Genomic DNA, 14,928 nt, shown 5'->3' on the forward strand with positions numbered 1-14,928 from the left:
CGTTTCTCGAGTGAACCCGTCGCTAGTTGCAGTTTCGCGGAGGGTTCTCACCGGAAGTCGCGCGATTTCGAGCCGACCGCCAGGGTGATGCGGCCCAACCGCTCGGCGACGACGGTGATCGCCCCGCTGGCGTTTTGGACCTGCCCGCGCACCAGCAGCGCCGGCGCCGAGTTCGCCAGCTTGCGGTGCCGCGCCCACACCCCCGGCGCGCAGAGCACGTTGACCATCCCGGTTTCGTCCTCCAGGTTGAGGAACGTCACCCCCTGGGCCGTCCCGGGGCGCTGCCGGTGGGTCACCGCACCGGCGATCAGCACGCGGTCGCCGTCGGGCACCGATCCCAGCTTCTCGGCGGGCACCACCCCCATCGCGTCCAGGTCTTCCCGCAGGAACTGCGTCGGGTAACTGTCCGGGGAGATGCCGGTGGCCCACACGTCGGCGGCGGCCAGTTCCAGCTCGCTCATCCCCGGCAACGCCGGGACGTGCGAGGACGAGCCCACCCCGGGCAAGCGGCCCGGCCGCTGGGTGGCCGCCGCCCCGGCCGCCCACAGCCCCTCGCGCCGGGACATGCCGAAGCAGGCAAAAGCCCCGGCGGTGGCCAGCGCCTCGGTCTGCGGCACGCTCAATTGCAGCCGCGACGTCACATCCAGCAGAGAGGTGAACGGGCCGTTGGCTTTTCGTTCCTCGACCAGCCGCTCGGCCAGGTCGTCTCCGATATGGCGGACCGCACCCAGACCCAGCCGGACCTCGGTTCCGGCGTTCTCGCACGTGGCGTGCGCCAGGCTGGCGTTGACGTCCGGGCCGTGCACCGTCACGCCGTGCCGGCGGGCATCGGCCACCAGCGACTGCGGCGAGTAGAAGCCCATCGGCTCGGCGCGCAGCAGCGCGGCGCAAAACGCCGCCGGGTGGTGCAGCTTGAACCACGACGAGTAGAACACCAGCGACGCGAAGCTCAGCGCGTGGCTTTCCGGGAAACCGAAATTGGCGAAGGCCTCCAGCTTTTCGTAGGTGCGGTCGATCACCTCGTCGGGCGCGCCGTGCAGCGCACGCATGCCGTCGTAGAACCGGCCGCGCAGCCGTCGCATGCGTTCGGTGGAGCGCTTGGATCCCATGGCGCGGCGCAGCTGGTCGGCCTCGGCGGCGGAAAACCCGGCGCAGTCGACCGCGAGCTGCATCAGCTGCTCCTGAAAGAGTGGTACCCCCAACGTCTTTCGCAGCGCCGGCTCCATGGAGGGGTGGTCGTAGACCACCGGGTCCAGGCCGTTGCGCCGCCGGATGTAGGGGTGCACCGACCCGCCCTGGATGGGGCCGGGGCGGATCAGCGCGACCTCGACCACCAGGTCGTAGAACACCCGCGGCTTCAGCCGCGGCAGGGTGGCCATCTGCGCGCGCGACTCCACCTGGAACACGCCGACGGAATCGGCGCGGGCCAGCATCTCGTACACCGCCGGCTCGGAGAGGTCGAGGCGGGCCAGGTCCACCTCGATCCCCTTGTGCTCGGCCACCAGGTCGATCGCGTAGTGCAGCGCCGAGAGCATGCCCAGCCCGAGCAGGTCGAACTTCACCAAACCGATTGCCGCACAGTCGTCTTTGTCCCATTGCAGGACGCTGCGGTTCTCCATCCGCGCCCACTCCACCGGGCACACGTCGGCGATGGGGCGGTCACAGATCACCATGCCGCCGGAGTGAATTCCCATGTGCCGCGGCAGGTTCCGGATCTGGTTCGCCAGGTCGACCACCGGCTCGGGGATGCCCTCGACGTCCGGCGAGTCCGCCAGCCCGCTCCAGTGGCCGATCTGCTTGCTCCACGCGTCCTGCTGGCCCTGCGAGAAGCCCAGCGCGCGGGCCATGTCGCGCACCGCGATCTTCCCCCGGTAGGTGATGACGTTGGCGACCTGGGCGGCGTAGTCCCGGCCGTATTTGTCGTAGACGTACTGGATGACCTTTTCGCGCTGGTCGGACTCGATGTCCATGTCGATGTCGGGTGGCCCGTCGCGGGCCGGCGACAGAAAGCGCTCGAACAGCAGCTCGTTGGCCACCGGGTCGACGGCGGTGACGCCGAGGGCGTAGCAGACCGCGGAGTTGGCCGCCGATCCCCTGCCCTGGCACAGGATGTTGTTGTCCCGGCAGAACCGGGCGATGTCGTGCACCACCAGGAAGTAGCCCGGAAACCGCAGCTGAGCAATGACTTTCAGCTCATGCTCGATCTGGGCGTAGGCGCGCGGTGCGCTCGGCCCGTAGCGGTCGCGCGCCCCGGCCATGGTCAGCTGCCGCAGCCAGCTGTCCTCGGTGTGCCCGTCGGGCACGTCGAACGGCGGCAGCTGCGGCGCGATGAGCGCCAGCCCGAACGCGCACTGCTCGCCCAGCTCGGCGGCCGCGGTCACCACCTCGGGGCCCCCGGCGAACAGCCGGGCCATCTCCGCACCGGAACGCAGGTGCGAACCGCCCAGCGGGGCCAGCCACCCGGCGGCCGAATCCAGGGACTCGCGGGCCCGGATGGCGCCCATCGCCATGGCCAGCCGGCGCCGCGACGGCCCCGCGAAATGCGCGCCGGTGGTGGCGACGACGCCGACGCCGAAGCGCGGCGCGAGGGCGGCCAGCGCCGCGTTGCGTTCGTCGTCGAGCGGTTGACCGTGATGGGTCAGCTCGACGCTGACCCGCCCGGCACCGAACCGGTCCACCAGGTCGGCCAGCGCCTGCTCCGCCGCGGCGGGCCCGCCGTCGGAAAGCGCTTGGCGCACATGGCCTTTGCGGCATCCGGTCAGGATGTGCCAGTGCCCGCCGGCGGCCTCGGTCAGCGCGTCGAAATCGTAACGGGGCTTGCCCTTCTCGCCGCCGGCCAGATGCGCCGCGGCCAGTTGCCGCGACAGCCGCCGGTAACCCTCGGGCCCGCGGGCCAGCACCAGCAGGTGCGGGCCGGCGGGATCGGGCCGCTCGGTGCGGGCCTCGCAGCCCAGCGACAGTTCGGCGCCGAACACGGTACGCATGTCGAGCTCGGCGGCCGCCTCGGCGAACCGCACCGCCCCGTACAGGCCGTCGTGGTCGGTGAGCGCCAGGGCGCGCAGGCCCAGCCGCGCCGCCTCCTCGACCAGCTCCTCGGGCGTGCTCGCCCCGTCTAAGAAGCTGAACGCCGAATGCGCGTGCAGTTCGGCATACGACACGGAATGAGCGACGGACGCGTGGGGCGCCCGGCCGTCACCCGGCGGCCGATACGTCGCGCGCTTGCGCGACAGCGGGGCGTCCTCGGGAAGCCCCGCCGGCTCCCCGGCACGGCGCGGCTTGCTGTCGAGCACCCGCTCCATTTCCGCCCAACTCGGCGGCCCGTTGAACCAGCCCACCCTCGCAGTCTATCGAAAGTATGTTCGATAGGAGCTATCGTGAGAGGGTTGGCTCATGCCGGTCATCGACCCGCGCCGCCACGACGCCGTGCTGTTCGACCTGGAAACCGACGACAGCGCGCTCGGCTTGCCATTGGCCGCGCAGCTGCGCGAGAGCGGGGTGGGCGCCGTCGTCGTTTCCGCCGACGGCCCGGTGCGGACGGCCGCGGGCCTGAAGGTGCGCCCGGGTCGCGCCGTCGTGGTCGCCGGGGACGCGGCCGGCGTCGAGGCCGCCCGCGCCGCGGGATTCGCGTTGGTGATCGGTGTCGGCCCGGCCGGGCGCGCCGGCGCGCTGCGTGACGCCGGGGCCGACGCCGTGGTCGGCGACCCGGGCGAGGTCGTCGTGCGCACCGGGGACCGCCGGATGTCGCAGCTGCCCGACGCGATGCAGGCCCTGACCGACACCGCCGGCGGCCTGGCCGACCGGCGCCCGGCCGTGTTCTTCGACTTCGACGGCACGCTGTCCGACATCGTCGACGACCCGGACGCCGCCCGGCCCGTCGCCGGGGCCACCGAGGCGCTGGGGAAGCTGGCCGCCCGCTGCCCGGTCGCGGTGCTGTCCGGTCGCGATCTCGCCGACGTGACGAATCGCGTTGGCGTACCGGGTATTTGGTATGCCGGCAGCCACGGTTTCGAGCTGACCGCACCCGACGGGACACACCACCAAAACGACGCGGCGGCCGCGGCCATCCCGGTGCTGGAGCGGGCGGCGACCCAGCTGCGCGACCAGCTCGGCGCGATCCCCGGAGTGGTGGTGGAGCACAAGCGATTCGGCGTCGCCGCGCACTACCGCAACGCCGAACGCGACCGCGTCGGTGAGGTGCTCGCGGCGGTGCGCGCGGCGGGTCGCCGCGACGCGCTCCGGGTGACCACCGGCCGCGAGGTCATCGAGCTGCGCCCGGACCTGGACTGGGACAAGGGAAAAACGCTGCGCTGGGTGATCGACCACCTGCACCAGGCCGGGGCGGGCGCGCTGACGCCGGTCTACCTCGGCGACGACATCACCGACGAGGACGCGTTCGACGCGGTCCACGATGATGGTGTGCCGATCCTGGTGCGGCACAACGACGATGGCGACCGCGCCACCGCCGCGCTGTTCGCGCTGGACAGCCCCGCGCGGGCCGCCGAATTCACCGACCGGCTGGCCGATCAGCTCGAAGCCTAGTCAGGCGTATTCCACCGCGCCGTCGTCGAGCACCACGCGGACGCCGGAACCCTCGGCACCCGACGCCTCGGTGCGGAACACGGCCTTGCCCTCCCCGGTGCGCCAGATCAGCGTGGTCAAAGTCTCGCCGGGGAACACCGGTGAGGTGAATCGCGAGGCGATCGAGGTGATGTTGGCCGCGACGCCGCCGCCGAGCTCGGACACCAGCGCGCGACCCGACACCCCGTAGGTGCACAGCCCGTGCAGGATCGGCTTGGGGAACCCCGCCAGCTCGCGAGCGAACCACGGGTCGCTGTGCAGCGGGTTGCGGTCACCGGAGAGCCGGTAGATCAGCGCCTGGTCCTCGCGGGTGGGCAGCGCGATCCGCGCGTCGGGCTCGCGGTCCGGGAATTCCGGGGCGACAGGCCGCTGGCCCGGCATTCCCCCGAACCCGCCCTCGCCGCGGATGACCAGCGTGGTGAGCGTCTCGGCGATCAGCTGCTTCGAGTCCGGGTCGGTGCCCCGGCCGCGCAGCACGAGGATCGCGTTCTTGCCCTCACCCTTGTCCTGGATGTCGGCGACCTCGGACACCACCGAGAGCTTGCCCGCGGGCGGCAGCGGCGCGTGCAGCCGGATGCTCTGCGATCCGTGTAACAGCATGGCCCAGTTGAACTTTCCGACCAGGCCGGCCGCGCCGAAGGCCGGGCAGCAGATCACCGCGTAGGTGGGCAGCACCTGCTGGTCGATGTCGTGGCTGTTCTCGGTGGTGAAGGCCAGGTCGTCGATCCCGGCGCCGACGCCGAGCGCGTAGAGCAGCGTGTCCCGGTCGGTCCATTCGAAGAGCATGGGTTCGGTCACCGCGCCGACGGCACTCGGGTCAATCGCCATGGGGGTCTCCTTTCGAGGATTTTCTGCACGTAACCATCGCAAACCCTTCCCACCGAAGCCGTCGGCAGGGCAGGCTGTCTTCCATGCCCAAGCGCAGCTGGTTCCGCAAGGCCTCAGTAGCAGTCGCCGCGCTCACCGCAACGGTAATCGTCGCCGGCTGCGGCGGCGGCTCGCCGCAGGCGCGCTCCATCACGGTGACGTTCGTCCGGCACGCCCAGTCGGAGGCCAACGCCGCCGGCACCATCGACACCGACGTGCCGGGCCCCGGCCTCACCGCGGAGGGCAAGGGGCAGGCAGAACAGCTCGCGCACCTACTCGGCCGCAAGGACTACGACAGCGTCTACGCCTCCACCATGACCCGGACGCAGCAAACCGCCGCGCCGCTGGCCGCCGAGCTCGGCAAGCAGGTCGAGGTTCTGCCCGGCATCCAGGAGATCGACGCCGGCTGGTACAACGGCAAACCCGAGTCGATGGCGAAGTCGACCTACCTGGTGGCGCCGGTGAACTGGATCAAGGGCGACGTGTCGTACAGCATCCCGGGCTCGATCAGCGGAAAAGAGTTCAACGACCAGTTCACCGCGGCCGTCAACAAGGTCTACAACAGCGGCCACCACAACCCGGTGGTGTTCTCGCACGCGAACTCGATCATGGTGTGGACGCTGATGAACACCCGCAACGGCAAGGAAAGCCTGATGACCACCCACCCGTTGCCCAACACCGGCCGCGTGGTGATCAACGGTAACCCGATGACCGGCTGGACGCTGGTCGACTGGGACGGGATCCGCGACTTCCACAGCTAGGCGCACCAACCCTCGTGTGAAGATCGGCAGTTGACGTCCGCGGCTGCCGAAGCCACGATGTCTTCATGCGGTATGTCGTTACCGGCGGTACCGGGTTTATTGGCCGCCGCGTCGTGTCTCGTCTTTTGGAATCCCGCCTCGACGCGCGGGTGTGGGTGCTGGTGCGACGGCAGTCGCTGGGCCGCTTCGAACGGCTCGCGGCCCAGTGGGCTGAGCAGTGGGGTGAGCGGGTCAAACCGCTGGTCGCCGAGCTGCCGGAGCTGGACCTGAGCGACGACGTCCTCGCCGAGCTGGGCGAGATCGACCACGTGGTGCACTGCGCGGCGATCTACGACATCACCGCCGGCGAGCCCGAGCAGCGCGCCGCCAACGTCGAGGGCACCCGCGCGGTGATCGGCCTAGCGCAGCGCCTGGACGCGACGTTGCACCACGTCTCGTCGATCGCCGTGGCGGGCGACTTCCGCGGCGAATACACCGAGGACGACTTCGACGTCGGGCAGCAACTGCCGACGCCCTATCACCAGACCAAGTTCGAAGCCGAACTGCTGGTGCGCTCGACGCCCGGGCTGCGCTATCGCATCTACCGCCCGGCGGTGGTGGTGGGCGATTCACGCACCGGCGAGATGGACAAGGTGGACGGGCCGTACTACTTCTTCGGCGTGCTGGCCAAGTTGGCGGTGCTGCCGTCGCTGACCCCGATCCTGCTGCCCGACACGGGCCGCACCAACATCGTCCCCGTCGACTACGTCGTCGACGCGCTGGTCGCGTTGCTGCACGCCGACGGCCGGGACGGGCAGACCTTCCACCTGACCGCCGAGAAGACCATCGGTCTGCGGGGCATCTACCGCGGTGTGGCCAAGGCCGCCGGGCTGCCGCCGCTGCGCGGGTCGCTGCCCCGCTCGGTGGCCGCCCCCGTCCTCAATGTGCGCGGCCGCGCCCGGGTGGTGCGCAACATGGCGGCCACCCAACTGGGCATCCCCGCCGAGGTGTTCGACCTGGTCGACCTGCCCCCCACCTTCGTCAGCGAGCGGACCCGAAACGCCTTGCAGGAACTCGGGATCCGGGTGCCCGAGTTTTCCTCCTATGCGCCCAAACTGTGGCGGTACTGGGCGGAGCATCTCGATCCGGACCGCGCCCGCCGCGACGATCCACGAGAACCGTTGCGGGGCCGGCACGTCATCGTCACGGGCGCCTCCAGCGGGATCGGCCGGGCGTCGGCGATCGCGATCGCCGAGCGGGGCGCCACCGTGTTCGCGCTGGCCCGCAACGGCGCGGCGCTGGATGCGCTGGTCGCCGAGATCCGCGCCAATGGCGGTGCCGCCCATGCCTTTACCTGCGATGTCACCGATTCCGCGTCGGTGGAACACACCGTCAAAGACATCCTGGGGCGCTTCGACCACGTCGATTACCTGGTGAACAATGCCGGCCGCTCGATCCGCCGCTCGGTGGTCAACGCCTACGACCGGATGCACGATTACGAACGGGTGATGGCGGTCAACTACTTCGGCGCGGTGCGGATGGTGCTGGCGCTGCTGCCCCATTGGCGCGAGCGGCGATTCGGTCACGTCGTCAACGTGTCGAGCGCCGGCGTGCAGGCGCGCAACCCCAAGTACAGCTCTTACCTACCGACCAAGGCGGCGCTGGACGCGTTCTCCGACGTGGTCGGATCGGAGGTGCTGTCCGACCACATCACGTTCACCAACATCCACATGCCGCTGGTGCGCACCCCGATGATCGTGCCGTCGCACCGGCTCAACCCGGTCCCGGCGATCAGCCCCGAACGCGCGGCGGCGATGGTGGTGCGCGGGCTGGTGGACAAGCCGGCGCGCATCGACACCCCGCTGGGTACGCTCGCCGAGGCCGGAAATTACTTCGCCCCCAGGACTTCTCGGCGAATCCTGCATCAGCTCTATCTCGGCTATCCCGACTCGGCCGCGGCACGGGGGGTGGCACCCGTTGCAGAGGCGCGGCCGACGACCGCGCGCCGCAGACCCAGCCGGCCCGTCCGCGCCGTCACCGGCGGCATCCGCACACCCCGGACGGTCAAGCGGCTGGTGCGCCTGGTGCCCGGCGTGCACTGGTGATCATTTCTCCAACGTGAACTGGTTGACGTCGACGTATCCGACCCGGAAGGCGTCGGCGCAGCCGGTCAGGTATTTCATGTACCGCTCGTAGACTTCCTCGGACTGCACCGCGATGGCCTGCTCCTTGTGGGCTTGCAGCGCGGCGGCCCAGATGTCGAGGGTCTTCGCGTAGTGCGGCTGCAGCGACTGGATGCGGCTCACCGTGAAGCCGTTCGCGGTGGCGCGCTCCTGCACCATCGGTATCGACGGTAACCGCCCGCCCGGGAAGATCTCGGTGACAATGAATTTGATGAATCGGGCGAACGTGAACGAGATGGGCATGCCGCGCTCCACCATCTCCGTCGGGTGCAGACCGGTGATGGTGTGCAGCAGCATGACCCCGTCGTCGGGCAGCAGGCGATGCGCCATGGTGAAGAACGCGTCGTAGCGCTCGTGCCCGAAGTGCTCGAAGGCGCCGATGCTGACGATCCGGTCGACGGGCTCGTCGAACTCCTCCCAGCCCTGCAGCAGGATCCGGGCGGAACGGGGGCTGCCGGACTGCGCGATCAGCCGCTCGACGTGCTCGGCCTGGTTGCGGCTCAGGGTGAGGCCGACGACGTTGACGTCGTATTTCTCCACGGCGCGCATCATGGTGGCGCCCCAGCCGCAGCCGACGTCGAGCAACGTCATGCCCGGCTGCAGCCCGAGTTTGCCCAGGGCGAGGTCGATCTTGGCGATCTGCGCTTCTTCCAGCGTCATATCCTCGCGCTCGAAGTAGGCACAGCTGTACGTCTGGGTCGGGTCGAGGAATAGCCGGAAGAAGTCGTCCGACAAGTCGTAGTGGGCCTGCACGTCGTCGAAGTGCGGCGTTAACTCAGTGCCCTCCGGGGGCTCCGACGTTGTGGGCATCAGCTCAGCCTAATAGCCGAGATGGCTATGTTGTAAACAATGAACGCTCCCGTTTTCGTCGACGTCGACACCGGCGTGGATGACGCGCTGGCGCTGATGTACCTGCTCGCCAGCCCGGACGCCGAGGTGATCGGCATCGCGTCGACCGGCGGAAACGTCGGCGTGGAGCAGGTTTGCGAAAACAATCTGGGCCTGTTGCGGCTGTGCGACGTCACCGGCATACCGGTTTCCCGGGGCTCCGATCAGACCCTGACCGGACCGATGCGACTGCCGTCAAAAGTCCACGGCCCCAGGGGATTAGGCTATGCCGAGCTGCCGCCCGGCGGGGGCTCGCTCACCGACTACGACTCGGCGGACGCCTGGGTGCGCGCGGCGCGCGCCCACCCCGGCGAGCTCATCGGCGTGGCGACGGGCCCGCTGACCAATCTGGCGCTGGCGGTGCGCGCCGAGCCCGCGCTGCCGACGCTGCTGCACCGGCTGGTGATCATGGGCGGCTCCTACGACCACCGGGGCAACACCACCGCGGTGGCGGAATGGAACATCAGCGTGGACCCCGAGGCCGCGGCCGAGGTGCTGGCGGCCTGGGGCCATGAAGGCGTTGAGCAGCAGCGCCTTCCGATCCTGTGCGGCCTGGACTTGACCCGCAAGGTCGCGATGACACCGGAGCACCTGGCCCGGCTGGCTGCCGCCGCCGGGTCGACGACGACGCCGCTGAGCGAGCACGACGAACGCGGAACCCGGTCGACGGCGTCCAATCCGCTGATCCGGGTGATCGAGGACGCCACGCGGTTCTACCTGGAGGCCTATCACGATCTCGGCCACGGATATCAGGCGCACATGCACGATCCGTTGGCCGCCGCCGTCGCGCTGGATCCGGGGCTCGTCACGACCCGTCCGGCGACCGTGGACATCGAGTTGACGGGGACCCTGACCCGGGCCATGACGGTGACCGACTGGTCGGGCCATCGAGAACCCAACGCGCTCATCGGGATTGACGTGGATGCGGCCGCTTTCTTCGATCTGTTCATCGAGCGGGTGGGTCCCTTCGCGCGCCGGTTAGCCTAGACCGCATGAAGATTCGTGCCATCGAGCTGATCCGCGCGGGATGGGGCGGTGTGCTGCTGGCCGCCCCCGCCGAGGTGTTGAGCCGCATCCACGGCGTGCGGGTCGATCGCCGGGCGATCGTCGTCACCCGCATCCTGGGCGCTCGCCATCTGGTCCAGGCGGCGTTGTCGGGGGTCAACCCCGGCCCGGAGGTGCTGGCGGCCGGGGTCTGGGTCGACACGGTGCACTCGGCGACCGCGCTCGGCCTGGCCCTGATCGACCGGCGCCGGGCCCGCGGCGGGGTGATCGACGCCGTCGTCGCGGGGTCGTGGGCGGGCCTGGGCTGGCGCCACCTGCGCACCGGCCAGGCCAGGACCGACGGCGTCCGCGGCCGCGACCGGCTGGCCCGCACCGCCCTGCGGGCGTTGCCCGGCGGCCGCGCGCTGATGGCCCAAGCGCAGGCGGTAGGCGCCAATCGGCGGCACGCCTCGTGACGTTTGGGATAATGGTGGCTTGTGTTTGGCATGATTTGGTGGGGTGAGTGGGGCTCGACGTCAATCGTTAGCAGCTCTCATCAAGTGAAAGGTTTCGGGAGTCATGGCGGAGCTGGTTACCGGGAAGACGCTGCCGAACGTGGTCGTAACGGGCATCGCGATGACGACGGCGCTGGCGACTGACGCCGAGGCCACGTGGAAGCTGCTGCTGGACAGGCAAAGTGGTATCCGCAAGCTCGAGGATTCGTTCGTCGAGGAGTTTGACCTGCCGGTGCGCATCGGCGGTCATCTGCTGGAGGATTTCGACGGCGGGCTCACCCGCGCCGAGCTGCACCGCATGGGCTACCTGCAAACGATGTCGACCGTCCTGGGTCGTCGGGTGTGGGAGAACGCCGGCTCGCCCGAGGTCGACAGCGACCGGCTGATGGTGTCCATCGGCACCGGCCTGGGCTCGGCGGAGCAGATCGTGTTCAGCTACGACGACCTGCGCGCGCGAGGCGCAAAGGGGGTCTCCCCGCTGGCGGTGCAGAAGTACATGCCCAACGGGGCCGCCGCGGCGGTCGGCCTGGAGCGCCGCGCCAGGGCCGGGGTGATCACCCCGGTGTCGGCGTGCGCGTCGGGATCGGAGGGCATCGCCCAGGCGTGGCGCAACATCGTGTTCGGGGAGGCCGACATCGCGATCTGCGGTGGCGTCGAGGTCAGGATCGAAGCGGTCGCGATCGCGGCGTTCGCGCAGATGCGGATCGTGATGTCGACCAAGAACGACGACCCGGTCGGCGCCTGTCGCCCGTTCGACCGCGACCGGACCGGCTTTGTGTTCGGCGAGGCCGGCGCCCTGATGGTCATCGAAACCGAAGAGCACGCCAAGGCCCGCGGCGCCAACATCCTGGCCCGCATCATGGGCGCCAGCATCACCTCCGACGGCTACCACATGGTCGCCCCGGACCCCAACGGCGAACGCGCCGGGCACGCGATGAGCCGCGCCATCCAGCTCGCCGGCCTGTCCCCCAGCGACATTCACCACGTCAACGCGCACGCCACCGGCACCTCGGTCGGTGACGTCGCCGAGGGCAAGGCCATCAACAACGCGCTGGGCCCCCACGGCGGCAACGCCGCCGTCTACGCGCCGAAGGCGGCCCTGGGCCACTCGGTGGGCGCGGTGGGTGCCGTGGAATCGATCCTGACCGTGCTCGCGCTGCGCGACCAGGTCGTCCCGCCGACGCTGAACCTGGAAAACCTCGACCCCGAGATCGACCTGGACGTGGTGGCGGGCAAACCCCGCCCGGGGAACTACGAGTACGCGATCAACAACTCGTTCGGGTTCGGCGGACACAACGTGGCGACCGTCTTCGGGCGGTACTGACCGATACGTATCGGAGCGCATCGAAACCGCTTATCGCGGAATGTGTTTTCGCCGCACTGACCAACCCGTGGGGTCGCATCCTCGAACACCGTTTGGTGCACCGGGTGCGGGGTACTGGACCGACTATGGCCTTCGCCGACTACCAAAACGAGTTGTACGACCAGTCGCTGCACGGAAATCAGCCGCAGTACCCGATCAGGTTCGAGGACCTGGAGAAAAAGGCCGCGGCGGCGATGACACCGAAGGTGCTGCAGTACGTCGCGGGCGGCGCCGGTGACGAGCACACCCAGCGCGCCAACTGCGCGGCCTTCAAGCGGTGGGGACTGTATCCGCGGATGGGGGTCGCGCCCGAGGAGCGCGACATGTCCGTCGAGCTGTTCGGCATGAGGTTCCCGTCTCCGATCTTCATGGCACCCATCGGCGTCATCGGGGTGTGCGATCCGGACGGCCACGGGGACATACTCTGCGCCCGGGCCTCCGTCCGTACCGGCGTCCCGTTCTTCGTGGGCACGCTCACGTCCGACCCCATGGAGGTCGTCGCGGCCGAACTGGGCGATACGCCGGCGTTTTTCCAGCTGTACACGCCGCCGGATCGCAAGATGGCCGCCAGCCTGGTGCACCGCGCCGAGGCGGCCGGTTTCAAAAGCATCGCCGTCACCCTGGACACCTGGGTCACCGGCTGGCGGCCCCGCGACCTCAGCGGCGGGAACTACCCCCAGGTGCCCAGCGGGTGTCTGGCCAACTACACCAGCGATCCGGTTTTTCGCGCCAAGCTGAGCCGCGGCGAAGACGCCACCGAGGCGGCGGTGCGCAAGCTGCCGATTTTCGGCGGCCCGTTCCGGTGGGAGGACCTGGAGTGGCTGCGGTCGGAGACCGACCTGCCGCTGATGGTCAAGGGCATCTGCCATCCCGACGACGTTCGCCGCGCCAAAGACATTGGCGTGGACGGCATTTACTGCTCCAACCACGGCGGGCGACAGGCCAACGGCGGGCTGCCCTGCCTGGATTGCCTGCCCGACGTGCTCGAGGCGGCCGACGGGCTGCCGGTGCTGTTCGACTCCGGTGTGCGCAGCGGGGCCGACATCATCAAGGCGCTCGCGCTGGGGGCGACCGCCGTCGGGATCGGCCGGCCCTACGCCTACGGGCTGGCGCTCGGGGGCGTCGACGGCATCGTGCACGTGCTGCGCTCGCTGCTGGCCGAGGCGGATCTGATCATGGCCGTCGACGGATATCCCTCGCTCAAGGACCTGACCCCCGAGGCGCTGCGGCCCACCTACTCGTAACTCCCCTCGAGATACCAGCGCCGCTGGCGATAGCACAACAGCAACGCGCGCTCGCTCTCCAGCAAGATCTGGGCGCGGGCGGTGCGGCCCCCTCTCGGTCCGACCCTTGGTCCGCCCCCATTGCCGGCCGCGGGCCGATCGTCCCACCACCGCTCGTCGACCGGCCAGGGCCCGGCCCACCAGCACAGCCGCTCGTCTCGGCCCTGGGTGATCATCCGGGCGGGGTCGGCGGAGAACAGCCCGCGGTTGGTCACCCGTATCGGATTCCCTTGGGCGTCAAGCAGTTCCACCGGATCGTCCAGCAACACCGCCGGTGACGGCTCGGGCAGCCGGCCGGGCCACGGCAGATCGGGATCGGCCCGCGGCACCGGCTCGTCGCCCAGCGGGATCAGCGTGATGCGCTCGGCCGGCCCGCGACCACCGGACAGCACCGGCACTCGCACCGCCTCCGGCCCGAGCAGGCCCTGCACCCGCACCAGCGCCCGTCGGGCCCGCAGCCTGTCCTCCTCCCCCAGCCCGCCCCAGAGCGGCAATTGCAGCGCCTCGGCGGATACCACCTCCACCGCGGCCAGCCGCAACAGTGTCACCGCGGCGGTGGGCCGGGGATCGCGCGCGGTGCGGTTGCTCAACCAGCCGTCGAGTTGCCAGCGCACCCGGTCGGCGGTGGCGTCCTCGGTCAACGGCTCGGCGCATCGCCACACCCGATGGCGTTCTTCGCCGTTGGCGGTGACGGCGTGGATGGCCAGCCGGGTGCATCCCACGCCGGCGGCCATCAGCTTCTGGTGCAGCGCGCCGGCCAGCGAGCGCCCGGCGAATGCCGCAGCATCGACCCGGTCGATCGGCGGATCGCAGTCCAGCACGGCCTCGAGCTCGGCCGGCGGTTCCCGCCCGGAGGGCGGCCGTTCGGGCTCGCCGCGGGCCAACCGGTGCGCGCTCACCCCGTCGGCGCCGAACCGGGAGGCCACGTCGCTGCGCGACAGCGCCGCGAACTGCCCGATGGTGCGAATCCCCATCCGCCACAACAGGTCCGTCAGCTCCTCCCGGCCCGGACCGGACAGGCTCGGTTCGGTGGCGAGTTGACGGATGGACAGCACCGACAAAAACCTCGCGTCGTCTCCCGGCTCGACGACGCGGCCCGCCCGCGCCGCGAAGACCGCGGTGGACAACTGGTCGGCGATCCCGACCTGACACTCGGCGCCGGCTGCGGCCACCGCGTCGATCAGCCGTTCGGCGGCGGTGGCCTCGGACCCGAAATAGCGGGCCGCCCCGCGCACCGGCAACACCAGGAGCCCGGGCCGCAGCACCTCGGCGCGTGGCACCAGATCGTCCACCGCCGCGATCACCGCTTCGAAGAAGCGGGCGTCACGGTCCGCGTCGGCGGTGGTGACATGCAGTTGCGGGCACCGGGCCGCCGCCTCCCGGCGCCGCAGCCCCCGCCGCACCCCCACCGCTCGGGCGGCCGACGAGCAGGCGATCACCCGGTTGGCCAACGTGACCGCGACCGGGACGGTCGCGGACAGATCCGCGGCCGCGGCCGCCGCCACCGCGGGCCAATCCATGCACCAG

At 70.2% G+C, this 14,928-nt stretch carries 11 protein-coding genes; 7 read left to right on the top strand and 4 right to left on the bottom strand.

Annotated elements, in window-relative coordinates; genetic code table 11:
- Positions 1-47: 47 nt before the first annotated feature.
- On the bottom strand, positions 48-3,335 hold the full coding sequence (locus AC0KS4_RS20060; RefSeq protein WP_472408527.1) for an error-prone DNA polymerase: 3,288 nt from the start codon (positions 3,333-3,335) through the stop codon (positions 48-50).
- Positions 3,336-3,390: 55 nt separating this feature from the next.
- On the opposite strand from AC0KS4_RS20060, the gene otsB reads away from it, so the two are divergent.
- Positions 3,391-4,539 (top strand): trehalose-phosphatase, encoded by a 1,149-nt coding sequence (otsB, locus tag AC0KS4_RS20065; protein ID WP_238956770.1) that lies wholly within the window; start codon positions 3,391-3,393, stop codon positions 4,537-4,539.
- Here the strand turns inward: otsB and AC0KS4_RS20070 are convergent, their stop codons facing one another.
- Entirely contained in the window at positions 4,540-5,406 is an 867-nt protein-coding gene (locus AC0KS4_RS20070) for a MaoC family dehydratase (RefSeq protein ID WP_225330122.1), read from the bottom strand.
- Positions 5,407-5,489: 83 nt separating this feature from the next.
- Here AC0KS4_RS20070 and AC0KS4_RS20075 point away from each other — a divergent pair, with 83 nt between their 5' ends.
- Together AC0KS4_RS20075 and AC0KS4_RS20080 are read left to right on the top strand one after the other, a co-directional pair.
- Complete coding sequence (locus tag AC0KS4_RS20075) at positions 5,490-6,206, top strand: histidine phosphatase family protein (RefSeq protein WP_225330123.1); 717 nt, start codon at positions 5,490-5,492, stop codon at positions 6,204-6,206.
- 65 nt (positions 6,207-6,271) lie between these two features.
- Complete coding sequence (locus AC0KS4_RS20080) at positions 6,272-8,290, top strand: SDR family oxidoreductase (RefSeq protein ID WP_225330124.1); 2,019 nt, start codon at positions 6,272-6,274, stop codon at positions 8,288-8,290.
- On the opposite strand, the gene cmaA1 is transcribed toward AC0KS4_RS20080, so the two are convergent.
- Positions 8,291-9,178: a cyclopropane mycolic acid synthase CmaA1 gene (gene cmaA1 / locus AC0KS4_RS20085; protein WP_225330125.1), complete on the bottom strand. Its 888-nt coding sequence runs from the start codon at positions 9,176-9,178 to the stop codon at positions 8,291-8,293.
- A gap of 39 nt (positions 9,179-9,217) precedes the next feature.
- Here cmaA1 and AC0KS4_RS20090 point away from each other — a divergent pair, with 39 nt between their 5' ends.
- The 4 genes from AC0KS4_RS20090 (at position 9,218) to AC0KS4_RS20105 (ending at position 13,362) form a co-directional block, all read left to right on the top strand.
- Positions 9,218-10,243, top strand: a complete 1,026-nt coding sequence (locus AC0KS4_RS20090) for a nucleoside hydrolase (protein ID WP_238956771.1) — start codon at positions 9,218-9,220, stop codon at positions 10,241-10,243.
- 5 nt (positions 10,244-10,248) lie between these two features.
- On the top strand, positions 10,249-10,716 hold the full coding sequence (locus AC0KS4_RS20095; protein WP_225330127.1) for a hypothetical protein: 468 nt from the start codon (positions 10,249-10,251) through the stop codon (positions 10,714-10,716).
- A 103-nt stretch (positions 10,717-10,819) separates the two neighbouring features.
- Positions 10,820-12,079, top strand: coding sequence for a 3-oxoacyl-ACP synthase KasB (gene kasB, locus AC0KS4_RS20100; RefSeq protein ID WP_238956772.1), 1,260 nt, complete (start codon positions 10,820-10,822; stop codon positions 12,077-12,079).
- Between the two features lie 125 nt (positions 12,080-12,204).
- Positions 12,205-13,362, top strand: coding sequence for an alpha-hydroxy-acid oxidizing protein (locus AC0KS4_RS20105; protein ID WP_225330129.1), 1,158 nt, complete (start codon positions 12,205-12,207; stop codon positions 13,360-13,362).
- On the opposite strand, the gene AC0KS4_RS20110 is transcribed toward AC0KS4_RS20105, so the two are convergent.
- Positions 13,353-14,921, bottom strand: a complete 1,569-nt coding sequence (locus AC0KS4_RS20110) for a DNA polymerase Y family protein (RefSeq protein ID WP_225330130.1) — start codon at positions 14,919-14,921, stop codon at positions 13,353-13,355. The two genes, AC0KS4_RS20105 and AC0KS4_RS20110, sit on opposite strands and share 10 nt — an antisense overlap.
- Positions 14,922-14,928: the final 7 nt, after the last annotated feature.

This window comes from Mycobacterium sp. NTMscope_MAC_12, from assembly GCF_976985675.1.